The 25,714-nt window shown below is 40.4% G+C and carries 24 protein-coding genes and 1 pseudogene; 8 read left to right on the top strand and 17 right to left on the bottom strand.

The window, feature by feature from the left end:
- Positions 1-229 precede the first annotated feature (229 nt).
- Positions 230-1,219, bottom strand: coding sequence for a LacI family DNA-binding transcriptional regulator (locus J7I96_RS13560; protein ID WP_214924838.1), 990 nt, complete (start codon positions 1,217-1,219; stop codon positions 230-232).
- A 138-nt stretch (positions 1,220-1,357) separates the two neighbouring features.
- On the opposite strand from J7I96_RS13560, the gene J7I96_RS13555 reads away from it, so the two are divergent.
- The gene (locus J7I96_RS13555) at positions 1,358-2,206 is read left to right on the top strand and encodes an HAD-IIB family hydrolase (protein WP_214924841.1); all 849 of its coding nucleotides are present in this window, start codon (positions 1,358-1,360) and stop codon (positions 2,204-2,206) included.
- A 67-nt stretch (positions 2,207-2,273) separates the two neighbouring features.
- Here J7I96_RS13555 and J7I96_RS13550 read toward each other — a convergent pair whose 3' ends face one another.
- The 7 genes from J7I96_RS13550 to J7I96_RS13520 form a co-directional block, all read right to left on the bottom strand.
- A complete protein-coding gene (locus tag J7I96_RS13550; protein ID WP_396020102.1) occupies positions 2,274-3,191 on the bottom strand; it encodes a M15 family metallopeptidase in 918 nt (305 codons plus the stop codon).
- Between the two features lie 494 nt (positions 3,192-3,685).
- Entirely contained in the window at positions 3,686-4,333 is a 648-nt protein-coding gene (locus J7I96_RS13545; RefSeq protein ID WP_214924848.1) for a 3-oxoacid CoA-transferase subunit B, read from the bottom strand.
- Positions 4,334-4,350: 17 nt separating this feature from the next.
- Positions 4,351-5,046 (bottom strand): CoA transferase subunit A, encoded by a 696-nt coding sequence (locus tag J7I96_RS13540; RefSeq protein ID WP_034309718.1) that lies wholly within the window; start codon positions 5,044-5,046, stop codon positions 4,351-4,353.
- A gap of 32 nt (positions 5,047-5,078) precedes the next feature.
- Positions 5,079-6,464 carry a GntP family permease gene (locus tag J7I96_RS13535; RefSeq protein WP_214924851.1) on the bottom strand — a complete coding sequence of 462 codons (1,386 nt, stop codon included), beginning with the start codon at positions 6,462-6,464 and terminating at the stop codon, positions 5,079-5,081.
- Between the two features lie 607 nt (positions 6,465-7,071).
- The gene (locus J7I96_RS13530) at positions 7,072-8,742 is read right to left on the bottom strand and encodes a sigma 54-interacting transcriptional regulator (RefSeq protein WP_214924855.1); all 1,671 of its coding nucleotides are present in this window, start codon (positions 8,740-8,742) and stop codon (positions 7,072-7,074) included.
- Between the two features lie 66 nt (positions 8,743-8,808).
- The gene (locus J7I96_RS13525) at positions 8,809-9,984 is read right to left on the bottom strand and encodes an acetyl-CoA C-acetyltransferase (protein ID WP_214924863.1); all 1,176 of its coding nucleotides are present in this window, start codon (positions 9,982-9,984) and stop codon (positions 8,809-8,811) included.
- Positions 9,981-10,928 carry a 3-hydroxyacyl-CoA dehydrogenase family protein gene (locus J7I96_RS13520; RefSeq protein WP_214924865.1) on the bottom strand — a complete coding sequence of 316 codons (948 nt, stop codon included), beginning with the start codon at positions 10,926-10,928 and terminating at the stop codon, positions 9,981-9,983. The genes J7I96_RS13525 and J7I96_RS13520 overlap by 4 nt, the downstream gene beginning before the upstream one ends.
- Positions 10,929-11,193: 265 nt before the next feature.
- Between J7I96_RS13520 and J7I96_RS13515 the strand changes: the two genes are divergently transcribed.
- Both J7I96_RS13515 and mleCBF read left to right on the top strand, forming a co-directional pair.
- Positions 11,194-11,970, top strand: coding sequence for a 3-hydroxybutyrate dehydrogenase (locus tag J7I96_RS13515; RefSeq protein ID WP_034309729.1), 777 nt, complete (start codon positions 11,194-11,196; stop codon positions 11,968-11,970).
- A gap of 295 nt (positions 11,971-12,265) precedes the next feature.
- Positions 12,266-13,105 carry a CBF family alpha/beta fold macrolide esterase gene (gene mleCBF / locus J7I96_RS13510; protein ID WP_214924875.1) on the top strand — a complete coding sequence of 280 codons (840 nt, stop codon included), beginning with the start codon at positions 12,266-12,268 and terminating at the stop codon, positions 13,103-13,105.
- Between the two features lie 71 nt (positions 13,106-13,176).
- Here the strand turns inward: mleCBF and J7I96_RS13505 are convergent, their stop codons facing one another.
- On the bottom strand, positions 13,177-13,371 hold the full coding sequence (locus J7I96_RS13505) for a YjcZ family sporulation protein (protein WP_214924891.1): 195 nt from the start codon (positions 13,369-13,371) through the stop codon (positions 13,177-13,179).
- A gap of 264 nt (positions 13,372-13,635) precedes the next feature.
- Between J7I96_RS13505 and J7I96_RS13500 the strand changes: the two genes are divergently transcribed.
- Complete coding sequence (locus J7I96_RS13500; RefSeq protein ID WP_214924899.1) at positions 13,636-14,142, top strand: hypothetical protein; 507 nt, start codon at positions 13,636-13,638, stop codon at positions 14,140-14,142.
- A 51-nt stretch (positions 14,143-14,193) separates the two neighbouring features.
- Here the strand turns inward: J7I96_RS13500 and J7I96_RS13495 are convergent, their stop codons facing one another.
- Positions 14,194-14,382, bottom strand: coding sequence for a DUF4083 domain-containing protein (locus J7I96_RS13495; RefSeq protein WP_396020101.1), 189 nt, complete (start codon positions 14,380-14,382; stop codon positions 14,194-14,196).
- 782 nt (positions 14,383-15,164) lie between these two features.
- On the opposite strand from J7I96_RS13495, the gene J7I96_RS13490 reads away from it, so the two are divergent.
- Both J7I96_RS13490 and J7I96_RS13485 read left to right on the top strand, forming a co-directional pair.
- A complete protein-coding gene (locus J7I96_RS13490) occupies positions 15,165-15,941 on the top strand; it encodes a hypothetical protein (protein ID WP_214924901.1) in 777 nt (258 codons plus the stop codon).
- A 149-nt stretch (positions 15,942-16,090) separates the two neighbouring features.
- Positions 16,091-16,918, top strand: a complete 828-nt coding sequence (locus J7I96_RS13485) for a hypothetical protein (RefSeq protein WP_215048079.1) — start codon at positions 16,091-16,093, stop codon at positions 16,916-16,918.
- Positions 16,919-17,491: 573 nt separating this feature from the next.
- Here the strand turns inward: J7I96_RS13485 and J7I96_RS13480 are convergent.
- The 3 genes from J7I96_RS13480 to J7I96_RS13470 all read right to left on the bottom strand — a co-directional run bounded on the left by J7I96_RS13480 (position 17,492) and on the right by J7I96_RS13470 (position 19,509).
- Positions 17,492-17,944: an SRPBCC family protein gene (locus J7I96_RS13480; protein ID WP_214924919.1), complete on the bottom strand. Its 453-nt coding sequence runs from the start codon at positions 17,942-17,944 to the stop codon at positions 17,492-17,494.
- A gap of 136 nt (positions 17,945-18,080) precedes the next feature.
- Complete coding sequence (locus J7I96_RS13475; protein WP_063575304.1) at positions 18,081-18,953, bottom strand: AraC family transcriptional regulator; 873 nt, start codon at positions 18,951-18,953, stop codon at positions 18,081-18,083.
- Positions 18,954-19,056: 103 nt separating this feature from the next.
- A complete protein-coding gene (locus J7I96_RS13470) occupies positions 19,057-19,509 on the bottom strand; it encodes a GNAT family N-acetyltransferase (protein ID WP_214924922.1) in 453 nt (150 codons plus the stop codon).
- 232 nt (positions 19,510-19,741) lie between these two features.
- On the opposite strand from J7I96_RS13470, the gene J7I96_RS13465 reads away from it, so the two are divergent.
- Complete coding sequence (locus tag J7I96_RS13465; protein ID WP_098372488.1) at positions 19,742-19,921, top strand: small acid-soluble spore protein H; 180 nt, start codon at positions 19,742-19,744, stop codon at positions 19,919-19,921.
- Positions 19,922-20,118: 197 nt separating this feature from the next.
- On the opposite strand, the gene J7I96_RS13460 is transcribed toward J7I96_RS13465, so the two are convergent.
- The 3 genes and pseudogenes from J7I96_RS13460 to J7I96_RS13450 form a co-directional block, all read right to left on the bottom strand.
- A complete protein-coding gene (locus tag J7I96_RS13460; protein WP_096340189.1) occupies positions 20,119-20,631 on the bottom strand; it encodes a DUF3189 family protein in 513 nt (170 codons plus the stop codon).
- A 221-nt stretch (positions 20,632-20,852) separates the two neighbouring features.
- Positions 20,853-21,962 carry a D-alanyl-D-alanine carboxypeptidase family protein gene (locus J7I96_RS13455; RefSeq protein WP_214924925.1) on the bottom strand — a complete coding sequence of 370 codons (1,110 nt, stop codon included), beginning with the start codon at positions 21,960-21,962 and terminating at the stop codon, positions 20,853-20,855.
- Positions 21,963-22,520: 558 nt separating this feature from the next.
- A pseudogene (locus J7I96_RS13450) lies at positions 22,521-23,462 on the bottom strand (acyltransferase family protein); the annotation flags it as partial.
- 384 nt (positions 23,463-23,846) lie between these two features.
- Here J7I96_RS13450 and J7I96_RS13445 point away from each other — a divergent pair.
- On the top strand, positions 23,847-24,239 hold the full coding sequence (locus tag J7I96_RS13445) for a thiol-disulfide oxidoreductase DCC family protein (protein WP_214924940.1): 393 nt from the start codon (positions 23,847-23,849) through the stop codon (positions 24,237-24,239).
- A 74-nt stretch (positions 24,240-24,313) separates the two neighbouring features.
- Here the strand turns inward: J7I96_RS13445 and J7I96_RS13440 are convergent, their stop codons facing one another.
- The gene (locus J7I96_RS13440) at positions 24,314-25,660 is read right to left on the bottom strand and encodes a DUF3238 domain-containing protein (RefSeq protein ID WP_214924942.1); all 1,347 of its coding nucleotides are present in this window, start codon (positions 25,658-25,660) and stop codon (positions 24,314-24,316) included.
- Between the last annotated feature and the right edge of the window lie 54 nt (positions 25,661-25,714).

Raw genomic sequence — 25,714 nt, 5'->3', positions numbered from 1 at the left:
TGCAATGATTGGTGCCTGGAAATTGAATGAATTCCATAGATGAATAGCGGATTGTTGTATAGGAAGAATTATTCCGTGGTAAGTCGAATCATGTTGGGTTTAGGTGAATTATTTCCCGGGAAAGTCGAATTATTCCCAAGGGAGGGCGGATTACAGCCCTTAGAATTTCTTTATTGTCTGTCTGAAAGGATAATGAACTGAATAATGAGCTTTTATATCTTTATGAAGGTTAGGTTGATTCTCTGATTTTAAGTTCTGTAGGCAATTTAATAATGTCGCGCTTTAATTTCAAATCTTCATTTAGATATTTTATCAATTCTATTACAGTGCGTTGTCCTAGTTCCATAATCGGTATATCGATTGTGGTTATGGTAGGGGTTGTGACTTGGCAAATAGATTGATTATCATAACCAACTATGGCTAGGCATTCCGGTATTTTGTAGCCCAACGCAGTTGCCTTTTTAATAATTCCTGCTGCTACCTGGTCATTTCCAGTAAATAAGGCAGTAGGTTTTTCTTTTAATTTTACTATTTCATCACAAATACGGAATCCATCTTCAATATTAAATCCATGTCCAAATATCCAGTCATCATTATGTAGTAAATCATTATCCGCTAACGCTTTTAAAAATCCCTCTTTTCTTTGGCCCTGAGCCTGACTATAAGAAGTATCGTAGCAAAAACCTATTTTCCTATGGCCTTTTTCTATTAAATGATTAACAGCTTTGTATGTCGCTTCGAATTCGTCATATCCGATAATCGGTATAGATGCGGAATGATGGTATTCATTACACAGTAAAATTGGGCCGTATTTCAAATAAGGTTTGATTGCATTCCATTCATTTTCCAACGCTCCTAAAATAACACCATCTACTTCTCTGTTCTTTAATTTCCCCATAATATCCAATTCATTTTTCGAATCATAAAAGGTTTGAAAAATAAGAACTTTATAATCATTTTCCAATGCTGCAAGAGATACTCCTTTAACCAATTGGGCAAAGAATGGATGATCGAAACTTGGGACTGATATTGCAATGGTTTGGGTTTTATTTGCCCTAAAATTCCTGGCGAGTGAACTTGGTGCATAATCAAGCTCTTCCATGACCTTTATGATTTGTTCCCTTTTTTCTTTCGATACATATGGATGATTATTTAAGACTCTGGATACCGTTGTTTTAGAGACATTACATATCTTGGCTATCTCGCTAATTCTCGTCATTTAATCCCATCCTTGTAATAAGTGGTTGACATGTTATCGATTTCAGAAGTTATGATTAAACCGTTCCTAATATATTAACAAATTTTTTCTGGGTTGTATTTTTAAAAAGTTATATTTTTGGCGAATGGAGGGATTGTTATGTTTTTGAATAAAAAGGGCGGTTTTCAGTTATTGCCAAAGGTTGAAGACCCAAAATACATTGTATTCTGTGATTTCGATGAGACCTATTATCCTCATTCCATGAGCGATGAGAGACAGGAAGATGTATATGAACTTGAAAATTACTTAGAGGCAAAAAGCATGGATGAAGAACTTGTCTTTGGCTGGGTCACCGGGAGTAGTATCGAATCAATATTACATAAAATGGAACAAGGGGGATTCAGGTTTTTCCCGCATTTTATTGCCAGTGACTTAGGAACCGAAATCACCTATTTCTCGGAGAATAACTTTTTGGAAAGTGATCCAGATTGGCATTCGCGGATTAATATCGAAGAATTTAATAAGGGGAAAGTCGATGAAATTTATCATGTTCTACTTAACGGCAATATACCATTGATTCCTCAGACTCAAATGGGAAGTTCACGCTACAAAAGAAATTATTATTATCAAATACAACAGAAATCCGTCGACAAGAAGAATTTAGCTACCATCCAGAGGGTGGCCAAAGAGTACGGGATAGGGGTAAATATCAATCGTTGCAATCCCCTTGCCGGCGATCCTGAAGATAGTTATGATATAGACTTCATTCCATTAGGCACTGGAAAAAATGAGATTGTCCGTTTTATGCTAGACAAATTCGGGCTGAGTCGGGAGCATGCCTTTGCTTTCGGGGATAGCGGCAATGATCTGCTCATGTTAAAAAGTGTTAAACATGGCTACCTTGTAGGGAATGCAACTCAAGAAGCAAAGGAAGCTCATACTAAAATAGCGACAGATGCGTACTCCAAAGGAATATTAAGAACTTTGCAATCCATCATTACTATTTGAGTGGAAGTATAAGCAATTGATGCGCTCTTGCACAGCTTTACTTTCTGCTAAAGGTATGGATTTTCCATCAAGCAAATAATTCATTCCATGTTACTTTGCCTGCAAGCTTATCAGCGGAAATCTTGTTTGCTTTCTGGTATTTGAATAATGCCGCCTCGGTTTTTTCCCCGAATTCTCCGTCAAGAGTACCGGGGGTAAACCCTTCCATATATAACGCTGCTTGCAGGATCCATGTGATTTTGCAGCTAGCTCCTTTTTTTATTGTGACGGTAGCATTCTTCGTTTCAGGTCCCCATTTCCCATCGACAACAAGCTTTTTATTGAATTGCTTATTCAATTCCGTTTGTAAACCTATTATAAGGGCCATTCGAGTTTTGGGACCATAAAACCCATCACACTCAATATTCGCCTCATATCGGCCATTTAACGTTTTTTGAATCGAAATGATATGATTATCTCCTTTGCCGGTTTTCCGCATTTCCCTTTTTTCTAATTTGAAGGTAAGGCGGGGTTCTTTTCCTGCTTGTAACTGTGTATAAGATAACCCGCCTGTCATCTCCAAGTGGGGGTAATCCTTGAATGAACTCCAATCCCCGCCCCATTTAAATCCTAAACCCTTACCTATGGCAGCCACTCGCTGCCATTTTGAATTAACTGTCCATATCGCTCTACTGCCATCATCACTTACAATGCAGAAGTCAATAGCCAGTCCATAATTATGATAGGATTGCCCAGGCAAAGCGTTCGTCACAATCGGTTTAGCTAGATTACTATAGTTTTTTCCTTTGTAGCTGTAAACTCGTCCTTGACCAAAAAGGCTGGCTTGTTCTTCCAAAGAACGGTAACCTGCACTTATCTGTACAGTGATTCCTTCATTATAAGCACGCTCCACCATTTCCAATGCTGCTGCCTTCACAACAGGATTCATCCCTTTGCCCATCTTTTTCACTGACCGCTCCAATAATGTCCGTAATGCTACTTTCACTGTCATCCCTCCTTTTAAGTTCCCATCAAAGTTTATATAAGCCTTTTTAACGGAAAAGTAGCAGGGTTGGTAAAGTATGTTCTCATTTATTAAAGAATAGAAGTGATATGTTATTTATCCGCTCCCTTTACACCGACTGTCTGCCAAGCCCCCTCGACGTAAGCGTCTCCGGGGTCTCGGCTAGCCAGTTGTTCGGCAGGAGTGTCGCATATTTCTTCCATCCTTTAAGGATTAATGTAAAAAACCTCAAGGATCACCTTGTCTTAAACTTGGTTCAGGTGTATCCAGCCTACTGTTTTTCTTAAATCTCATTCCAGTCGATCCAGAAATCCGCTCCCTTTCCGCCGACTGTCTGCCAAGTATTGATAACTGTGGTGAAAAGGCCTTTCGTTCTTCAAATAGATAGGGAATTCCCCCCAAAAAAGACGGCTTCCGTTCGCCCGTTTGCGAATGAAAGCCGTCTAATCATGTATTATTTTATTAATCTCTTAACCTTACGCTTTGATTTCAATAGAGGGGCTTATTGTAAAGTCAGCCTCTGTTTTACTTTTCACTTCATCAAGTGTTATGCCATTTTGCAATTCAATCAATTCCATGCCAGCGTCTGTAAATTGAAAAACGGCCAGTTCGGTTATCAGGCAATGTACGACTTTTTCTCCCGTCAATGGCAATGTACAGCTTTTTTTCACTTTGGATTCCCCATGCTTGTTCACGTGGTCCATGATGACAACAATACGTTTTGCGCCTTGGACGAGGTCCATCGCTCCTCCCATTCCTTTTACCATCTTCCCTGGAATCATCCAGTTTGCCAAATCCCCATTCTCGGAAACTTCCATTCCGCCTAAAATGGCTAGATCGATGTGGCCGCCGCGAATCATTGCGAATGATTCAGCGCTATCAAAAAATGATGCCCCCGCTTTTGCTGTTACCGTTTCCTTCCCTGCATTGATCAAATCCGGATCAACTTCCTCCTTTTGGGGATAAGGCCCGATTCCGAGTAAGCCATTTTCCGATTGAAGCATGACATTAAAGTCATTTGGGATCATGTTGGCAATCAAGGTCGGCATTCCAATCCCTAAATTCACACACATCCCATCTTTGATTTCTTTTACGGCGCGTTCTAAAATTAGCTGTCTAGTCATTCGATACTCCTCCTTTTTTATGCGTTAGCAGTTGTAAGTCTTTCAATTCGTTTTTCATAGTCATTTCCTACAAGCACTTTTTGTACATAAACCCCTGAAGTATGAATTTCATCTGGATCAAGCTCCCCTGTGCCCACAAGCTCCTCCACTTCGACAAGCGTGACTTTCCCTGCGGTGGCAACGACAGGGTTAAAATTCCTTGCCGTTTTCCGATATACAAGATTACCGAAATGATCTGCTTTCCAGGCTTTTACAAAGGCAAAATCTCCGACTATTCCTTTTTCCATAATGTATGTGCGGCCATCAAACTCTTTATGTTCTTTACCTTTTGCGACTTCCGTTCCCACTCCTGTAGCTGTATAAAAGGCAGGAATTCCCGCTCCGCCCGCTCTTAAGCGCTCGGCCAGCGTTCCTTGGGGAACTAGTTCAACCTCCAGCTCACCACTTAAAAATTGCTGTTCAAATAACTTATTTTCCCCAACATAAGAAGCGATCATTTTTTTGATTTGTTTATTTTCAAGCAATAGACCCAGACCCCAGTCATCGACACCGCAATTGTTGCTGACAATCGTCAAATCCTTTACACCTTTGTTACGCAAAGCAATGATTAGTTTTTCTGGTATTCCGCTTAATCCGAACCCGCCTACGATAATGGTTGCTCCATCCTCGATTTGTTGAATAGCGCTATCAAAAGATGTTAATAATTTACTCATTTTCCATCATCTCCATTCTTAATACTATTCTATTAAATAAACAGTGATGTTGCAAAAGCTATGATGAACACGGTCACTGTTTTTAAAATCGTAATCGCAAAAATATCCTTGTATGATTGACGATGTGTCAGTCCAGTAATGGCAAGCAAGGTAATGACGGCACCATTATGCGGCAGCGTATCCATTCCGCCAGATGCCATGGATGCTATTCGATGAAGCATTTCCGGGGTGATCCCGACACTTTGGGCCACCTGCAAATAGTGACTTCCCATTACTTCTAGCGCAATCGAAAGTCCACCTGATGCGGATCCGGTAATCCCTGCCAGCACATTGACGGCAATAGCTTCGGATACGAGCGGATTACCGCTTGCATTGAACACCCAGTTTTGAATGACCGAGAATCCAGGAAGCGTTTTCACCACATTCCCAAAACCAACTTCAGATGCAGTATTGAATATGGCAAGCAATGATCCCATTGCCGCTGCTGTTAATCCACTTGCCAATTTGACCTTGATGCGTCCAACATTCAGAAGCATCGCTGCAATGATTCCGATTGACAATGCAACAATCAAAGACCAGGATGAAGTGACTGTGCTTACATCGGCAATGTTGAAAGTTTCCTTCAACATCGAAGCATCATACCAGTGCTTAACCGAAATGGCACTGCGGCTGAAAGCAAAATTAAACGCTACGACAAGGATGAGCGGTACGATGGACAGCCAAAAGTTGGGCAGGTTTTGCTGTTCTGCACTTTCCGGTTCATTGATATGTCCTTCCCCGTATCCTTCACCATTTGCCACCGCTTGTTTACGGCGACGCTCTAACCAGATCATTCCTCCAGTGAATACCATGATCGCGCCGATAATTCCCATGATTGGAGCTGCATAAGTATCTGTTCCGAAATAATTCGTTGGAATGATATTTTGAATCTGAGGTGTTCCAGGAAGGGCATCCATCGTATATGTGAAGGCGCCCAATGCTATCGTTCCCGGCAATAATCTTTTTGGAATGTCTGCTTCTTTAAAAATTGCCGTTGCGAATGGATAAACGGCGAATGCCACTACAAACAATGAAACCCCGCCGTATGTCAGCGCCGAGCACGCCAGCACTACAGCAAGAATAGCCTGCTTCGAGCCTAGTGATTTTACGATGGTCTTTGCAATGGATGCAGCTGCACCGCTCATCTCCATGACTTTTCCAAATACGGCCCCTAATAAAAATATCGGAAAAAACGCTTTTATATAGTTAGCGGCAAACGTCATATATGTCTCTGTATAACTCGGCAGCAAATGTCCACCGGATAAAATGACCGCCAATAAAGTAACAATCGGCGCTATGATAATGACCGGATAGCCCCGGTAGGCTAAAAAGATTAAAAGTCCCAGTGCCACCACAATGGCTAAAATTTGAATCACCAATTCAATTCCCCCTTTTCTCCCTTTGCCCCAAAATAATTCGGAAGCCGTTAAATAGAACTAGTAATCTCCTAAATTCCATATTTTTAATTTTTCAGCTTTTACCATTCAAGCCTGCCTTCCCCAAGTCAAGCTGAATGATCCCCCTAAATATTGAGAACGCTTTCAATAATCCCTTTTCATTTTACGTGGAAACACAATATAAAATGACAATTGGGCCATTCACTAAGTAATAATGCAATTATTGTGCCAACTTAAATACAAGGAAAAATCTCATCTTTTAAAGCTTTTTCAAACATTTCCTTCCCTAAAATCCCTTAAAACTGTCAAGATTTCAGTACACACAAAGATATACTCAAAAAAAGTGTAAGCCTTTTCTTACAACATTTACATTCGCTCTCGTTTTATGTACGGATTTCCTAACACATTCGAATATTTGCTAGTAAAAGCTTGGGTAGGGGGCTAGGGGAATTCGCTTGCATTCGGCGGAAAGGGAGCGGATTTTTGAAAGCACCTTGCACGTTTTTAAAATAAAAAAACAGCAGGAAAACTCGATTTTCTTCGAATTCGCCTGCAGTCTGAACCCTTTGGTAAAGGGTCCTTTCTTCAATCATAAACCATATTTATTCATTTTTTCATACAGTGTTGTTCGACTCACTCCGAGTCTCTTTGCCGTTTCTGATTTATTGCCAGAAGTCATTTCCAAACAGGATACGATTACAGCCCGTTCGGTTTCATCCATTACTTCAGCCAATGTACGGATCGAGACTGCTTCTTTATGACCCGTTATTTCTTTAGGGAGATGCTTGGAACGTATAACTTCCCCTTCTTCAACTATATTCATTGCCCGTTCAATGATATTCTCCAACTCGCGAATATTCCCCGGCCATTTATAAAGACGAAGCAGGCGCAATGCTTGATCGCTCATCCCTTTTACCCGTTTCTTCATGAGATTCTGGTACTTTTCAACAAGATGATTTACCAATAATTCAATGTCCTCCGGTCGCTCCCTTAAGGAAGGAACATGGATTTGCAGGACCTTCAATCGGTAATACATATCAAGCCGGAACTCCCCTTTCGAGACCATTTCCTCCAGATTACGGTTCGTTGCAGCGATTACCCGAACATCAATCGGAATACTTCCCGTCGAACCGACCCTCTCAATCTCTTTTTCTTGTAAAACACGGAGCAGCTTCACCTGCATATGCAGTGGCAGCTCACCGATTTCATCCAGAAAAATCGTTCCTCCTTCAGCCGCTTCGAACTTACCTGCTTTTCCGCCTTTTTTTGCACCAGTGAAGGAACCCTCTTCATAGCCAAATAACTCTGACTCCAGCAGTTCCGCCGGGATGGCGGCACAGTTCACTTTGACAAACACACCCATGGCCCGTCTGCTGTCATTATGAATGGAATGGGCAAACAGCTCCTTACCCGTTCCGCTTTCACCCAAAATCAATACATTCGAGTCGCTTTTAGCGGCAATTTTGGCTTGACCTTTCACTTCCATGAAAGCGGGACTTCTGCCCATCAAATGATCAAACGTATATGAGGCCTTATTTCTCTCGCGAAAATCGCCTTTGTACTTTTTCAGCTCTACTTCAAGTGAATTTATCCGCTTGGAAAGAGCGGTAAATTGCCCGACATTCTTAAAAAGGATCTTCCCGACCGCCCCTATTAACTTGCCTTGTTTCCTTATCGGGGAACGGGTCGCAATTATATAATTATCTTTAATTTTTTGTAATTCAGCGACCTCTTGCTTGCCAGTTTTGGCGACCACATGCATACGGGTGTTTTCAATGACCTCCGTTACATGTTTCCCTATGGAGCTTTCCTGATCGACTCCAAGAAAATCCGCATAAGCGTGGCTAAGCATTTGGATATGCCCTTCCGTATCGACCATCACCAAGCCGTCATAGGCAAACTCGATAATATCCTTAAACAGAATTTCTTCATGATTATCGTTATTAAGAAAATCACTTTTATTATTTGTAAATAATAGGAGGTAAATCTGATAATGCTCTTTACCCATTTGAATGATGGCTTTTCTGACAATCCCATTATTATCATTCAAACGGATCGGAGTATTTACAGCTGGTATAAGGTTTTTTTCTAAAATCAAATGTATTTGCCGATCAAATTGATTCTCAGCAAAAGCCTCGGATAATACGCGATTGCATAGAACGATTTCTTTTTCGTTTTTCGTCACCAAAACACCAAAAGGCAATTCTTCCAATATCGCTTTCACTAATTCCAATTGAATAGTTTCATTATCGCTGGCCATTCCTCTTCTCCTTAACCCGACTGAAGTTTCCTCCATTATATCATAGGAAAATGAGGCCAAAGATCATTACCGTTCGACAATCAGCGCAGTTCCCTGTCCGCCGCCGATACATAAGGTGGCAAGGCCGGTTTTTGCATCCCGGCGCTTCATTTCATACAATAAAGTCACTAAGATGCGGGCACCGGAAGCGCCTACCGGATGACCCAGGGCAATCGCCCCGCCATTCACATTCACTTTCTCCGGCTTCATTTCAAGGTCCTTAAGCACGGCGAGTGACTGTGCCGCAAAGGCTTCATTCACTTCCATCAATTCAATATCATCTATTGTCAATCCCGCTTTTTCCAAAGCTTTCCTTGTCGCAGGAACTGGACCATATCCCATGATTTTCGGATCAAGCGCGGCGTTTGCATATGACTTGATTGTCGCTAATGCTTCCAGTCCCAGCTCGTCCGCTTTTTCTTTAGACATCAGGACTAACATCGCACCCCCATCATTTATTCCGGAGGCATTACCTGCCGTAACCGTTCCATTTTCCTTAAATGCAGGACGCAGCTTCGTTAGCTGGTCTATCGTCAGCCCATGACGCGGGTGTTCATCTTGGTCAACCAAGATCGTCTTTCCTCTGCGTTTATATTCAACAGGTGCGATTTCCTCTGCAAATCGTCCTTCAAGCTGCGCCTTTTCAGCCTTCAATTGGCTATCTAAAGCAAATTCATCCTGCTTTTCACGGCTGATTCCCCACTGCTCGGCGATATTCTCCGCTGTCACGCCCATATGATATTGATTAAAAACATCCGTTAAGGCGTCATAAGTCATTGAATCGACCGCTTCAGCATTGCCCATTTTCTGTCCAAAACGATAATTTGGAAGTAAATACGGAGCATTGCTCATGCTTTCAATCCCCCCGGCAAGAATCACATCAGCATCACCTAGGGCAATGAATTGCGCTCCCATTATGACCGTGCGGAGGCCAGATCCGCAAAGTTTATTAATCGCCATGGCCGGCGTTGTTTCCGGAATCCCTGCATGAATCGCAACCTGACGTGCCACATTTTGCCCTAATCCAGCAGATAGAATATTCCCAACCAATACCTCATCGATCATGTCAGCCGAAATATTTGCCCGCTTAATCGCTTCCTTAGCTGCCACAACTCCCAAGTCAACCGCCGAAACATTGGCAAGACTGCCTCCAAACGCACCAACCGGTGTTCTTGCTGCCCCTACAATCACTACTTCTCTCATAATACTTCCTCCTTCTCCATTTTTAATTTTCCCAGTTTAATAAAATTGCGGTCCCTCTCATTGATTTTCTGGGAAACGGTAGATTCTTCATACGTAAAAATGCCTTCTCCCGACTTCGTCCCAAGCTTTCCCTCAGCCACCAAATCACGAATCAAATCAGGGGCTTCCTTACTCTGGTCCAATACCGGTGAAACATTATCGAAAACACGCTGCCATGTATCAAGTCCGCCAAAATCGGCAATCTCGATCGGTCCGGTAAATGCCCAGCGAAAACCGGGCCCAGCCGTTATCGCCGTATCGATATCCTTTGCATCGGCAACGCCCTCTTTTAATAGATAAAAGGCTTCCCGCATCAAGGCAGTCTGGAGACGATTGGCAATGAATCCTGCAATTTCTTTTTTCAAGAGAATCGGAGACTTGCCGATTTTACGCATTAAATCCATGGTTATCTTGACGATTTCCGGCTTCGTTTCGTCATGCTGAACAATTTCAACCAATGGAACCAAATGGCCAGGATTAAAGAAATGCGTGATGACCATTCGCTCCGCAAACGAGGCCTTCTCCATCAATTGGGAAATCGGGAAGGTCGATGTATTTGAAGCAACAATGGCATCCGGTTTGATCATTTCCTCCAGTTGCTGATATAGATTTAATTTCAGCTCGATGACTTCCGGAATCGCCTCAATGATAAAATCAGCATCCCTTACTGCCCCTTCCAAGTCCACGCTGTATGTAATATTCGCTAAAGCACCTTGCTTTTCCCGATCAGTCAAAGCCCCTTCCTCAATGAGCAATGATAGATTCTCAGAAATTCGATTTTGGGCATGGTTTAGCAGCTCTTCCTTTATATCGTTAATGGTGACATGATACCCGCTAACTGCAAAAGACTGACCGATCCCACTACCCATTACACCTGAACCGATAATGGCTATTTTTTTAATCATCCAGCTTCCCCTTTCCGTTTCAATTACCTTTATTTACTCACCTTTTACTCACCTTTTATATATGCAATATCCATGCCAACGATAAGGGGAAATAAAATTCTTTTTTTATGTTGAAAATCATGATAGACTCTTACTCATTAACCTAAACCATATTTTTATACCCTTCCCTTTATATTTCCAAGAGTTTACTCTATGGAATACTTCCCTGTTCACGACATAAAATGGCAGACTTGGACCATTACATTTTTTATTGGAGGAATGTAATATGGTTAAAGATAAAGTGGCGATCATTACCGGATCTGCTAGAGGAATCGGCTTTGAAATCGGAAAGATATTTGCTGAAAATGGAGCAAAGGTCGTTTTGTCCGACCTTGATCAAAACACGGTCGAAAAAGCTGCTCTAGACCTAAGGAACAACGGCTTGGAGGTTATCGGCTTAAAAGCTGACGTAACAAGTGAAGAGGATATTATCCAACTGATCAAACAAGCTAAAGACAAATATGGACGAATCGACATTTTCATCAATAACGCCGGCCTTCAGCATGTTGCACCAATTGAAGAATTTCCAACTGAAAAATTCGAACTGATGATCAAAATCATGCTGACGGCGCCATTCATTTCAATTAAGAACGTTTTGCCAATCATGAAAGAACAAGGCTTCGGCAGAATCATCAACATCTCTTCCATTAACGGCCTGATAGGATTCGCCAACAAAGCCGCATACAATAGTGCCAAACACGGTGTAATCGGCTTGACGAAAGTCGCGGCCCTGGAAAGCGCCTCTTTTGGCATAACCGTCAATGCCCTTTGCCCAGGATACGTAGACACCCCTCTCGTCCGCGGTCAATTGGAGGACCTGGCAAAAACAAGACAAGTACCGTTAGAAAGCGTTTTGGAAGAGGTCATCTATCCACTTGTCCCACAAAACCGCTTACTCGATGTAAGTGAAATTGCCGATTACGCCATTTTCCTTGCAAGCGACAAAGCACGGGGCATCACAGGCCAGGCAGTCGTATTAGATGGCGGATATACTGCTCAATAAAATGCATGTTAAAAACCCCGAATAAATGGCACCAAAAAAGGTGCTCTGCATTCGGGGTTTTCTGCCTGTATGGAAATGTGGGAAAATTTGGTGGCGCAAATAAATCCCCCATGTTAAAGTGATATAGGGATACCTCCCATTTTACAACTATTAAAAGGAGGCCTCGTCATGATTATTAAGTGGGTTAGACTGCGATAATGATAAGCGCAGGCCAATCATCATGCTCCGGAAAGTATATATTGATCTGCGCCATGGTAACGGCTATTGGATGATATTTAATACGGAGGTAAAAAACATGAGTGAACAGATTCTGAAAATCAATAAAGTCGATATATGTACTGAAAGTTTTGGAAACCCTGAGGACCCTGCCGTGCTTTTGATCATGGGAGCGATGTCTTCATTGGATTGGTGGGATGATGATTTCTGTCTCCGCCTTGCCGATTCGGGGAGATTTGTGATTCGCTACGATCATCGGGATCTGGGACGGTCTACCGTTTACGAACCAGGTACCTCCAACTATACAATAACGGATTTGGCTGACGATGCCGCGGGTGTGCTGGACGCTTATTCCATAGAGCGTGCTTCTATCGTTGGGATGTCCCTAGGCGGTATGATCGGCCAGATTCTTGCCTTAAGATATCCGGAACGCGTAAATACGCTTACGCTAATTGCATCAAGCGTGTTCGGGACTGTGATGGAAAAACTGCCTCCAATGGATCAGAGCATATTGGATCATCATGCAAAAAGCGCTTCCATTGATTGGTCAAATCGGGAGACGGTCATCGCTTATCTTGCGGATGGATGGAAAACTTTAGCCGGTTCCAAACCTTATGAGCAGGAAAGAATGTATAAACTGGCAAAAAGAGAGGCAGACCGTGCCAAGCAGCTACCGAGCAGATTCAATCATGCCCTGCTTGCTGGCGGGGACGAATATTTCGATCGAATGGGTGAGATTTCCGTACCTGTCCTCATCATTCACGGCACAGAAGATCCAGCCTTGCCATACGAGCACGGACTTGCTCTTGCGAAAGCCATCCCTCAAGCTGAAATAGTGACACTTGATGGATCAGGGCACGAAATTCATAGTGAAGACTGGGATACTATTATCGGTTCAGTCATAAAGCTTACTTCATAATAAAGGAATAAGCCAATAAATCAGCATAAAGGAAGCCGACCAATAAAGGTCGGCTTTTCTTTGTGCATTTGTTAGCAGAAACCGCCATATCCTTGAACGGGATAACAGCCACCGTTACCTCCATCGCCGCCGCCGAAACAAGCAGCTCCAACGATGATTAAGAGGATAAATAATACGACTATAAAAGCGAAACCGCCACCAAATCCACCAACATCGTTACCGCAACCGCAATTTGAATCATGACCACAATTTGACAATAGAAACATCTCCTTATTTGTTTTAGGAGGAAAAAATTAAATGGGTTAATTCAACTTATGTTCTAAATAGGATAATGACACAAAAATCACCAGAAACTTTTTTAACCACCCTCACGACCTGAAAAAATAACAGTATAACAACACTCATTTTTACTGTTTGAAGATTTCATGCAGTATTTCTGGAAACCATTGAAATTAATGAATGTTCGCGGCATCCAATTCCCACTAACTTCAGCTTATTGTACAATGAAGGTAAAAAGGTCCGAGGTATTTATGATAAAAGGAAATTCTTATATTCTTGTTTTTTCCATGGCTGTTCTGCTTACAATAGTAGTCGTTTCAACTACACCAATACTAATTAAAACGTTATTTGCTTTTATAACGATTGCGTTCGTATTTCCTGTCATTAGGAAGCTTCTGTTTAAAGACAAATTCAGAAAAATTAAAGTGGCCTTCTACTCATCAGTGACCTTTACAATTTTTTTATTTCTAGTTTCGATATTTGAAGAACCACCCTTTAAATTGGATGGAGATTTCCTGCTCATTATGGTTGTGCTTTTTTATAGTTTGATTGGAAATTTCTTTTATGGCTTACCAGTTTCACTAATTGCTGAATTCATCTCAATGAAGTTTTCCAATATACGTTTCTGGTTATCTGGATTCATACATATTGGTTTCGGATTGGCTACATACTTTATCGATCCGGGAGGATTCTTTTTCTTTGCGGTTATATGCTCCATAATCTTTTTTGCACTAGATGAAATCACTAAGTTATATTGACTTCTTATTCACCTAACCAGAAAACAAAAAAATGAAAAGGATAAAAAGAAATTAATCTCTTTTATCCTTTTCAAGCAGCTCAATTACTCTATCAAGTTTTTGTTCTATGTTATTGGGTTTGTTTAACCTTGCAAGAAGAGAACGAACAAAAAAGTAAACCGCAAAAATCATACCAAGCAACAAAATAAACATAATAAGTTGATATACTAAATCACCGATATTGAAATCCAAAGAACCCACTCCTTTCCTTTTTCGGATTAACTATAACTTATATATACTGGTCAGGACATAGAGTGGACAAAAACTATTACTATAGTTTTTTAGATATCACTTTTATTTCTTTATATATTTGTGTAAGTACTATTAGGATATGTTAGGGATACCGACTGCAAGTCCCACCAATGGCGAATAAGGCCCAGCGAAGGTAAAAAGAGCGATACAAGTGTAATAGTTATATATATTGATATAATTAACGCCGCCATAAAGATTTCTCCTTTTTTTGGATAATCATAGCATACGTGCACAGTCAGAAAATACCTCGGCTGTCTTGCTCCCCTGGCACTTAGTATTCAAAAGAAAAAACAATATATAAAAGTAATAATTCCCCCTCTATAAACCGCATGAATTTAAAAATGAAATTTCAGACGCCTTAAAAAGAGCCTAGGACTTCTTTGTTCACTTTTTGTAAAAAGCGAGCAAAGAAGTCCTTATTGGGTTTATCTATATTTTCGCTGGCATCACTTTTCAATGTTTAGCTTTTTGCTTCCCCTTTATATTCGTCCATTTCTTTACTCGCGTTCCATACTTCCTCTAATGCCAAATTATATAAGTGTAAGCCCGAAAAATATTTACGACTTGTCCGCAAATATAAGCAACCTGTCCAAGCAATTACCTTATTTTATTAATACTATATTTTGTAACTACAATGAAAATGCTTTTGGCAGTGCTTTAGTACGGTTCGATACTACACTCCATTTCATTTTCGAAAATAAAAAGAGTTACAAGAAAGGATTGTGATTTTTGTGGGTAATTTCAAAAATACAATGCAAAGCAACTGGGGGTCCGCCTGTTCCGACAGCGACTGGGGTATGGGCAATGATTCAAGATTTGGTCATGATTCAAAATCCAAAAAATCATGTAAGGTTTGTAAGTCCCAAGACGCTTCAGCTTGCAATTGCGATTTTAAAGCTCCAGCTCGCCAACTCGCTGCACCATTAAACAGCGATTGTGTCCTAGTCAATTCCGTTGTAGGCTCAAAAGCGGTACAAAAGGTTGCAGAAGCAACATTTCCCTTTACCGCGTTTGCTCCTGTAATACCACCAGGATCTACTATTAATAATGTAGTTGTTACACCGAACCTAGCTGGTGTTGTCCGTAACACTAGAATCCTTAGAGACAAAGTCGTTAACATCGGGCTTCTTCCTGTAAATATTGTGGTAACATTTACGCCACCAGGCGCAGCCGCTCCTTTAACAGCAATGCTTACAACGAATTTACCATTCCAGGAGCATACAGATTTTCCAGGTGCCTGCCCTCAGGATACAGTAATAGAATCCCCATTTGAAGTAGAAGGTAGCTTTGCTCAACCAGGAGTTCCAGTCATCGGCACTGCGGGAGCCGGAGCCGGACTTGTTACTCTCAATGCCATTTTAGTCAAGGTTATACTACGCACTACAATTACAGTGACTCGACAAGTTATTGTGGATCCACATGGTGGTATTTGCGACGTAAATGAACGTCGTTGTGAAACGCCAACTACTCCAACAACTAGTACTCTTGGTACTCTTCCTTCTGCGTAATGACGGTGTTGAGTTAGTTTTTTAATCTTGACTAGCAAAGCCCTCTCTAAATAGAGGAGGCTTTGCCTTTATTCATATTTTAAAAGATAGAAAGGAGTGAATTTCTATGTCTTATCACGAGGATTGTTGTAAGAAGAAACACTACGATAATGAGCATCACGATCATTGTTGGAAACAGGAAAAACACTACGATAATGAGCATCACGATTATTGTTGGAAGAAAGAATGCTGCGATAACGAACATCACGATCATTGTTGGAAGCAGGAAAAATGCTGCGATAATGAACATCACGATCATTGTTGGAAGCAGGAAAAATGCTGCGATAATGAACATCACGATCATTGTTGGAAACAGAAAAAATGCTGCGATAATGAGCATCACGCTTGCTGTAAGAAGAAAAAACGCTGTGATGATGAGCATCACGATTGCTGTAAGAAGAAAAAACGCTGTGATGATGAGCATCACGATTGCTGTAAGAAGAAAAAACGCTGTGATGATGAGCATTGCGATTGTAAGAAGAAAAAACGCTGCGATAATGAGCATTGCGATTGTAAGAAGAAAAAACGCTGCGATAATGAGCATTGCGATTGTAAGAAGAAAAAACGCTGCGATAATGAGCATTGCGATTGTAAGAAGAAAAAACGCTGCGATAATGAGCATTATGATTGTAAGAAGAAAAAACGCTGTGATAATGAGCATTGCGATTGTAAGAAGAAAAAACGCTGTGATAATGAGCATTACGACTGTAAGAAGAAAAAACGCTGCGATAATGAGCATCATGATTGTAAGAAGAAAAAACGCTGCGATAATGAACATAACGATCATTGTTGTAAGCAGAATAAATGCCATGTTGACTTTGGGTGTCATATGTCATGGAATTGGTAGTTTGTTAAATGAAAAGTACTTTGATACCTTAATTATCAAAGTACTTTTTTTGTTCCCAAAAGATGAGTCATGTCAACCTCACATGTTTTGAGTACTCATTCTGTTGCCCTTTATCACATTTCCGAAACAAATACATACCAATCGTCAGTCTCATTTTGCGCCACCTTGGAAAATATGAATTATGATTCGCTTGCTGCTTCAACTATCCTGCCCGTTCATCTTCAAGAGAATCAACTATATCCTTTATAAGATTTATTTTTGAAAAAAAGTAATAATTTTACACATTAACTCTGGAACATTTGTTCTATTTATGTTATTCTTATAAAAACGAGAGAAAAGATCTAATCGCAGCAAACGATTTGATCCGTAATTATAATTAACGGTCGGTTGTATCCGCGGGCCTAACACGGTTGTACCGCTGAGCCGAGCCATTCGCTAATCTTTAGGGTGCCGGTTATAAAGACAGCTCCGAACTTCAGCTAAGCACCCATTAGTTCTATAAAGCATTTATAACACTTGTCCATCTTCATCATCTGGGAATCATTTCATTATTCATCAACTCCTTCATTCTTAATCAGTGAATTAGTTCCTCCTGGTACTAGGGGAACATAAAAAGGCTGCCGCAGCAACCCATGATAGCAGAGTATAGTCTTAAACAAGGTTATTACCTATTCTCGGCAATCTTTTTCAGTGCCTTTGCACGAGAAACGATAAATGCCTTCATATACTTCTCTAGAAACAACTTATCAGCTAATACTCCGATTGGACCGAACGGTGACTTATATTGAAATGTATCCATCATTATAGTTCCGCCTGGTTCTTCTATAAACTGATGTGTGTGTACGAAGGAATGGAAGGCACCCTTCACCATAATATCCACAAACTTATTTGGTTTTTCCATCAGTGTCACTTTGGCTTTCAGCCTTTGTTTAATACCAAAGTGAATGGCTTCCCAAGTAACAGTATCTCCCTCCTCCAATTGCCCTTCTGTCACACCATCAACAGCCATTTCCTTTGTGTTCGCTGTCGTTTTGGTATGGATATCCACACTCCTCGCTAGGTCAAAACATAATTCAACTGGGGCTTTAATAAATTGTTGATACTCAATAACAGGCATTTTCCAATCTCCTTATATTAGCACTTTCTATCCACCATTATAGCTCGTTAAAGCAAATTATACCTAGCTCCTGTTTGCTCCATAAGAAAAAGCTGCCATAAGACAGCTCTTCCGATAAATTCTTCGCCTGGTAAACTTACTTTTTCATAACGGGGATCCATATTTCACTTCTAAATGTTGGTGAGGTTATGTCTTTATTTTCATTCCAAAGGATTTCCGGCCCTTCTCTTTGCTCATAGTTAGAGGATGGAAACCATTCTGAATAAATGCGTCCCCAAACATTTTGCAGTGTTTCAGGAAAGGGGCCGACTGCTTCGAATACCGCCCATGTAGACGCATCAACATTCAGCTGTGTTAAGTTATCTGGACATTCCCTCGTTGTAGCTGCGCCGATATAATGATCAAGCTCCCCTTTTTCCTCTAACCGGCCTTCGGAAAAGTTCGCGGATGCACTAAGCAGCCCTAATGGCTCGACATTCGATAGGTTTTTAAGTTCATTTATCGTTTTCTCGTCTAAACTTTTCCACATAGATGCAATCTCTGGATTGACCCCGTTAAAAATGATTGGAACCCTTTTTTTAATTCCAATTATGTGAAATGCCTCTTTTTCTTCAATTCGATAGTTCATTTCACTGCCTCCTTTAATGGATAATTGGAAGGACATCGGTGGATAGGCTTTAAGTGAATGGCCATTACTTCTCGCTTCTGATGGCGTGATACCATGCAAATGCTGAAACGCCCTTGCAAACGAGTCTGGTGAACTGTACCCGTACTTTATCGCAATATCAATGACCTTTATGTTGCTATTTTTAAGCTCAAACGCTGCAAGTGTAAGTCGTCTTCGGCGGATATACTCGGATAGTGAAATACCGGCAAGGAAGGAAAACATCCTTTTAAAATGATATTCCGAGCAATAAGCGAGCCTTGCAACTTCTTTAAAGTCAATTTCGTTCGTAAGATTTTCTTCAATGAATTTAATGGCACCATTCATATTTTTGAGCGAATCCATTCAATGACCTCCCTTATATCATCAGAATAGCAGGAGTAGAAATGAAACATCCGACATTCTGTGCACGATTATGCAGGGTCTAATCCCTTTGTGTTAAAAGTACTTATTGTTGAAATGGGGTTTTACCGACTTTTTGCATAAATAGCTCTGGTTTATCAATCTTATTAAAACCAAATTTTTCATATAATGAATGTGCATCATTCGTCGCTAACATAAACCTGCGAACCTCTTTTAGTTCGGAATGGTTGGTGATAACATCCATTAACCATTTTGATAATCCTAATTTACGGTAGTCAGGTAATATAAACACATCGCAAAGATACGCATGGGTTGCTAAATCGGTTATTACCCTTGCAAATCCAACTTGTTCACAACCTTCTTTACCTATTTCACCCTTATAAACCCCAAAACATAAGGTCGTATTTTCAATTGACTTCATTACTGTTTCCTTTGCTATCCCCTTTGACCAGTACGCTTCTTGATTCAAAAAATCATGTATTACATCAACATCTAAATACTTTTTATTAGCAGAAATTGAAAATCCTTCACTATTCATTTTATACCCCCCTGAACTTTTTTAATTTTCTGTAATTATATCAACTCATTTTATCTTGAACTAGCCTGCTGCATTAATCTAAATAATTAAAAACTGCCATACATATAACTCGCGCACCATTTCGTTAAGTAAGGTATAAGGGATTCTTGGAAGAATTTTAATTACAACTAGTATATCTAAGTAATTCGGAACAAATATTAAACATGTTGCAAATTCAAAGGAGGTGGCTAAAATGAATGCACAACGAGCAGAAGAAATTGCTTCTTCACCAAATATGGTTAATGTAACCTATAATGAGGAAAGTATCTACATTGAGCACGTGGATGAACAAAATGGAATAGCTACAATCCATCCCCTTGATGATCCAAATAAAAAACAAAGTGTTTCTGTAACCAGCTTACAAGAGCAGTAATCCCCTCGATTCAATAATAAACCTCCACTTCCGGGTGGTGGTTTATTGTTCAATTAAGTGCAAGCACCACCTCTTGTATAACATCTATCCATCCAGAAGCGTAACAAAAAAAAGCCAACATCAATTGTTGACTGGAATTCCACAACCTGCACTTTCAAAAACGACATTTTGATGGGCTAAGTAAATTTTCAATAGGATTACTTATATTTTTCATTTTCTATTATAATCACTTTTTCCCCATTCGCTGCTTTTCCTATTTGTTTCGTATTTTCAACCAACCGAAAAATATTATCACAGCATTGTTTCGTGCCTATAATTAATAAGGGTACACCTATAAAATCAATTTTTAATGCTCTTGATAAATATCCCCCTATAGACATGGCAATAGGTACAGTTGGTGATGTATTGGAGAATACTATTTTTTCGTTAAAATGAAATTTCTCTTCCAGTAGTAAAGTCAATTCTTTTAATGCCGGAACAACAAGTTTCTCTCTTTTATGTCCCATTGTATAAACGGAATTGCCCTCTTCATCGGTCCCGCGAAAAATGAGCTTTCCAGACTCTTTTTTCGTTAATTTATTAAAATATTTTACATTTAGTATCTCTTCCGAAGTTAGTTTTCTTTCCGATTGAGGTAATTGTTTTAAATGATAGGCGGCAGCCAAAGACGTGGTATGTGTACCCCCATAATCATTATAGATATATATCATGAAATCATCCCTAATAGTTTTTTTAATACTATTATGGTCATATACTCCATTTCCAATTCGATTGGTTATTGCAGGGAAATATACCGAATTCATGATCTTGTTTCCTGTCCTTGGATCATCAAGATCAAATAATAAAAGAGTACCTCTATCAGTCGTGGATGATAAGGGCACTCTTTTATTGTTTTTAATATTTATAAGCTGGGTATGTATAGTAACGGGTTCTAAAATCCTCCCAATCCTAGAGATGGGACAGAAAATTTAATTAGCTTATCATTGATTGTTTCTTGTTTAATCGGGGCAGGCAATACTGTGTTCCTAACATCAGCGACCGTTTTAAGGTCAAAGGAGTCGATTGCTTTCCCTTCTTGGTTCAAGATTGAAAGCATTCCATCATTACTCGTTTTTAGACTAGGTTGATCACTGATTAAATGAGTATAGTATATGTCTTCGTTCAGCGTGTAGGAATGAGAGTAATCCGCTGAAAAAAGTTTGCTTTTTTTATCAATTTTGCCTGATTTAAAGTTTTCAAAGCCATAGTTGAATAAAAGCTTGGTATCAGAGTAGGCAACTTTGTCTGAAGGAGCTTTTAGAGTGACAGCAATCAAGTCCTGTTCTCCTCTAGTGGCAGTAGAAATCAAGGTGTAGCCGGATTGACTGACGAAACCGGTTTTCCCGCCAGTTATTCCTTTATAGGGAAGTTCACCTTTTAACATTTTATGATGGGTAATCAGAGTTGTGTCCCATGTTTCCACTTCCCATGGTAACTCCTTCTTCCCAAAATAGTCACGGAACGTTTCATTTTTCATTGCATATTGGGTAATTTTCGCAAGGTCACTGGCTGTAGTTACATGGTCTTTGGCAAACAATCCATGGGGGTTCGTAAAATGAGTATCGGTTACGTTTACTTCTTTTCTTAAAAACTCATTCAAATCTTCCATGAACTGTTCTTCACTGCCGGACATATGCTCGGCAATTGCGATGGTAGCATCATTTCCGGAGTTGATCAGCATGCCTGCAATTAATTTGGAAAGCTCTATTTCCTCCCCAGGTTCAATAAATACCGAAGATCCGTCTGCCTCCGCTGCTTTCTTGCTAACCGTCACTAGTTCGTTCTTATCCCCGTGTTCTATAGCATATATCGCCGTGGCAACTTTCGTTAGACTGGCTGGATACATACGTTTATCCATGTTTTTTCCGTATAATACTTTTCCACTTTTCGCGTCAATAATGATCCCGGCTTCACTATTGAGAGGTAAGTCAGATTCTGCACTTACCTTCGTAGAGGCGAAAGGGATTAAAGCCAAAATGAAGATGATGAAAAACTTTTTCATATGCCGCTCCTTAGATGATAGTTAAATCTTATATAGTTATAATAAAATAAATCTGGATGTTTAGAGTTGATTTATTGAAAGTGAAATACAAAAGTAATTACCCCTTAATATTTTTGGAAACATTTCGGGTAATGACCTTCATTTTCTTTCCTGAAATAACTTTATAAGGGTTGTAACCCTTTTGGTGGAGCCTCCATTTAATCCCCATTAAACGGATTTTTCAGCAGCTCACTAAATACCTGGAAATTTCTTTTCATGAAAAAACCCTTCAAACGGAAGGGCTCTGGCTGTAGAGAAACTCAATAAAGAACAAGTTAGCCTTAATTATTATTAAGGTTTATAAAATCTGGACCGTCGATTGGAACGTAGGGCACTCGCTTTCCGCGGGCGGTCCGGGAGCCTCCTCGGCGCTTTTGCGCCTGTGGGGTCTCCCCTCGACGCGCTTTTCCCGCAGGAGTCTCGAACACCCGCTCCAATCAACACTGTTTTGAAATTTAGATAAAACCTAACTCACACCTTTAAGCTGAAGGGATATTTTCTTTAATAGGTAAAATTCTGTTATGTCTTCATTTTCATTCCTATTAACGCACATTCCACTTTGACTATCGGTTTTCTTGATAATATAAATATTATGGTTACAGGTATGACTAATAAAACATAGTATTGGCCACTTTCTTTGATCCAATCATAAATAAATGAGTTGTAAACATATTCCAGGAAAAACATATGAAAAAGATAAATACCTAATGTAATGGATCCTATTTCAGTAAAAAAAGTTTGTTTTTTTGGCACTATACATAAAAAACAGTAAGTTGCTGCTCCCATAATTAAATATACGAGTAACTTATATATAAAACCGAGGGCAATGGAGCCTTCCATTAATTCCTGATAACCTAAGCGGCCATAAAACCATTCCCTCCAAGTCATTTCCCCATAGAAATAAATACCGGTAAAGATCAACCCTAGTACAGCCCAGCCGATAAGGGCATTACTTTTCTTTTTAACCCATTCAAAATGATTTTTTTCTAAAAAATGTCCAATTAAAAAGAAAGGAAAGAAAAAGAAGGTTCTCGATAAACTTAACCATTCATTCACTTCACCAAAGTAACCGATAAATAGAGAGACAATGATTGAAAGGACGATTCCATATTTCCTGGAGGAAAATACAAACAATAATATATTCCAGCAGAATAAGCTTATTAAGAACCATAGTGCCCACCTTGGAGTCAATATTGTGAAGTCTATCGGTTCGTCAAATACCTTCTGATAATAGAAGGTATATATCATCTGGAATATTACATAGGGAATTAATATTTTCTTAATGAGCCCCCAGAGGTCCTTTTTGCTTTTTATCTTTCTGGAAAAATAACCGGATACTAAAATAAAAGCCGGCATATGGAATGAAAAAATGAACAAATAAATAGTTAAAATCCATTGGTTTTCTTCCACCATTCTAGCTAATGTGTGCCCCAAAACAACTAGTACGATCAAGACAGCTTTCGCATTGTCAAATACGGATCACGTTTCATGAAATCCTACCCCCTATAAAGAAACTGCCAGTTATATTTTCTAATCCTCATTTATGGTTTGAATGAAAAAGCCGGCGTTCCTCTACTATAGGATTGCCGGCTTGTAACTTCATTGGATATCTACCATATCACAGCTTGTTTACAGTTAAGTTAATGGAAAATAACAGTTTTATAACAGTCAAAAAACTGCCAATATCATGGGTCCACCCGCCAATTGCCGTTAGTGACTTGCCGGAACGACAATCCCTTCCATCTTCAAAACTCCAGGCAGTTCCAGACGTTTTCGCCTTTTCAAAACGGGTAGTGTATTATATAAGCATGAGTATGATAACGTCTCTCTATAGGAGGAATGTTCATGAATCCGGTCATTTTGTTTGATGGTGAATGCAACTTTTGCGATTCGAGTGTCCAGTTCATAATCAAGCGGGATCCGCAGGGGTTTTTTCATTACGCTTCGCTTCAAAGTGAGGCAGGACAAGAGTTGCTGAGGAAGTATGATGTTCCTGCAGATATAGATAGCATGGTGCTGATCGAAAAGGATAAGGCCTACTATAAATCGTCTGCAGCCTTGAGGATTTGCCGCCGCTTACAAGGGGCATGGAAATTGCTTTACGGTTTCATCATCGTCCCAAGCTTCATCCGGAACTTCGTTTATGATTTCATTGCCAGGAACCGTTACAAATGGTTCGGAAAGAACGAAGAAAGCTGTATGCTGCCGTCGCCAAGTGTTCGAAAGCGGTTTTTATAAGAAAATGTAGTGGTTGGATTGGAATTGGTCCTCAACCAAAAAGGACGATAAGCGATCTTTGCTTTTCGTCCTTTTCATTGTGTGAATGTGGAGTATCTCCATAAATGATTGGCTGTAGGGTGCGCCATCATTTCGAGCCCTTTGTTTTCCGCTAGGTGCAGCGGTTCCCAGTTTTGGTCGTCTGCCTCCTTTAGGTAGACTTCGTGATGCGGGGCCTGATCATGATAGCCGGCGATATTGATTTCGCCATTTCGGTAAAAGGTCCCGATCACTTTATAATCCACGGCAGGTGAAATGATGATCGGATTGCCTACAGAGTGTGTCAGCTGGATTGTCGTTTTCTCATGATTGGATAATACGCGCTTCACTATAACACCTTCATCCGAGGCCACTCCCTCCTCAAGGAAATCCCCATCATGGTTGTAAGCCTCACTTTTCCCGACCGCTTTGGAAAATTCAATCTCGGCTTCCCTTTCCTTTTCGTGAATGTACACATCGACCCTGGTCCGGAAACGGGATGATTCAGGATCAAATCCGCGGTTGTCTCCCTTAAAATAGGGAACCTTTGAGGCCAGATTGGGGTTTTTCAGCCACTCTTCCGGTAAAAAAGTGGAATAGTGCAGCTGCCAATTTCTTTTCCTTTTACCATCCACATCGTTTTCAACTGACTGCAAAAGCTGTTTTACAGGTCCTATCTTTTTTGTATTCGTTATTTCCTCGATCGCTGCCTTTGCTTGGGATGAACCTTTCTTTACGGCTCCGACAATACTCGCTACAAAGGATTTCACTGCATAGGACTCCTGCTCCGAACGCGGAAGGGGCCGCTTCGCTTTAATGGTATATGTGTATTCCCGATCTTCACTAATACTCCGATCATTGAAGGAACATCCACTCACTTTCCCAATGTCCACGCCGTTTCGGTAAATCGTATATTCCTTTATTCCCTTGATGGGCTCCCATTCCAGGCTGGTTTGGCCTTTTGCGACAATTGTGGTGAATACCAAATCCAAAAGGATATTATCCTCTTTTTTATTCTCGGCGGTCGTTGATGTCTGTATTTTCATCCTGTTCAGTGCCTGTTCTTTTTCATTCAAGCTATCTATCGTGTACGTATAGATGGTTCCTGGAGTCAGGTCCCGATCTGCCATCTTCGGCTCCGAGCCGCAGTAAATCAGCTCTCGCCCCCTGAATACCCGATAGTAACCACCTACATCAGGCCAAATAAGCTTAATGGAATCTTCTTTCCGTTCGATCTTGCACATCAATGAAGCCGTTTTGAATACCGCTTGATGCTTCCTCTTATTGGAAACCAGATAAGCAATTCCCGCAAGACCAAGAGCAAGCAATGAATGCCGTGCAGTGAATGTAACTCCGCCTACTTTTAAACGGGGAAATGAATAATGGGCAATCAACTTCTTCATCACCTCTTCTTTTTATAGGTGTTATTCTTTACCCACTTTAATCCCTGAGCACAC

This window comes from Bacillus sp. ISL-78, assembly GCF_018613455.1.
GTDB lineage: Bacteria > Bacillota > Bacilli > Bacillales > DSM-1321 > Peribacillus > Peribacillus frigoritolerans.
This window is presented reverse-complemented; position numbering and strand designations above follow the sequence as displayed.

What these genes read in the sequence shown, in the direction of transcription:
- J7I96_RS13560 (WP_214924838.1), bottom strand. Translation starts at nt 1,219, where the DNA reads ATGACGAGAATTAGCGAGATAGCCAAGATATGTAATGTCTCTAAAACA.
- J7I96_RS13555 (WP_214924841.1), top strand. Translation starts at nt 1,358, where the DNA reads ATGTTTTTGAATAAAAAGGGCGGTTTTCAGTTATTGCCAAAGGTTGAA.
- J7I96_RS13545 (WP_214924848.1), bottom strand. Translation starts at nt 4,333, where the DNA reads ATGACTAGACAGCTAATTTTAGAACGCGCCGTAAAAGAAATCAAAGAT.
- J7I96_RS13540 (WP_034309718.1), bottom strand. Translation starts at nt 5,046, where the DNA reads ATGAGTAAATTATTAACATCTTTTGATAGCGCTATTCAACAAATCGAG.
- J7I96_RS13530 (WP_214924855.1), bottom strand. Translation starts at nt 8,742, where the DNA reads ATGGCCAGCGATAATGAAACTATTCAATTGGAATTAGTGAAAGCGATA.
- J7I96_RS13525 (WP_214924863.1), bottom strand. Translation starts at nt 9,984, where the DNA reads ATGAGAGAAGTAGTGATTGTAGGGGCAGCAAGAACACCGGTTGGTGCG.
- J7I96_RS13520 (WP_214924865.1), bottom strand. Translation starts at nt 10,928, where the DNA reads ATGATTAAAAAAATAGCCATTATCGGTTCAGGTGTAATGGGTAGTGGG.
- J7I96_RS13515 (WP_034309729.1), top strand. Translation starts at nt 11,194, where the DNA reads ATGGTTAAAGATAAAGTGGCGATCATTACCGGATCTGCTAGAGGAATC.
- mleCBF (WP_214924875.1), top strand. Translation starts at nt 12,266, where the DNA reads ATGAGTGAACAGATTCTGAAAATCAATAAAGTCGATATATGTACTGAA.
- J7I96_RS13505 (WP_214924891.1), bottom strand. Translation starts at nt 13,371, where the DNA reads ATGTTTCTATTGTCAAATTGTGGTCATGATTCAAATTGCGGTTGCGGT.
- J7I96_RS13500 (WP_214924899.1), top strand. Translation starts at nt 13,636, where the DNA reads ATGATAAAAGGAAATTCTTATATTCTTGTTTTTTCCATGGCTGTTCTG.
- J7I96_RS13485 (WP_215048079.1), top strand. Translation starts at nt 16,091, where the DNA reads ATGAGCATCACGATCATTGTTGGAAACAGGAAAAACACTACGATAATG.
- J7I96_RS13480 (WP_214924919.1), bottom strand. Translation starts at nt 17,944, where the DNA reads ATGCCTGTTATTGAGTATCAACAATTTATTAAAGCCCCAGTTGAATTA.
- J7I96_RS13475 (WP_063575304.1), bottom strand. Translation starts at nt 18,953, where the DNA reads ATGGATTCGCTCAAAAATATGAATGGTGCCATTAAATTCATTGAAGAA.
- J7I96_RS13470 (WP_214924922.1), bottom strand. Translation starts at nt 19,509, where the DNA reads ATGAATAGTGAAGGATTTTCAATTTCTGCTAATAAAAAGTATTTAGAT.
- J7I96_RS13465 (WP_098372488.1), top strand. Translation starts at nt 19,742, where the DNA reads ATGAATGCACAACGAGCAGAAGAAATTGCTTCTTCACCAAATATGGTT.
- J7I96_RS13460 (WP_096340189.1), bottom strand. Translation starts at nt 20,631, where the DNA reads ATGATATATATCTATAATGATTATGGGGGTACACATACCACGTCTTTG.
- J7I96_RS13455 (WP_214924925.1), bottom strand. Translation starts at nt 21,962, where the DNA reads ATGAAAAAGTTTTTCATCATCTTCATTTTGGCTTTAATCCCTTTCGCC.
- J7I96_RS13445 (WP_214924940.1), top strand. Translation starts at nt 23,847, where the DNA reads ATGAATCCGGTCATTTTGTTTGATGGTGAATGCAACTTTTGCGATTCG.
- J7I96_RS13440 (WP_214924942.1), bottom strand. Translation starts at nt 25,660, where the DNA reads ATGAAGAAGTTGATTGCCCATTATTCATTTCCCCGTTTAAAAGTAGGC.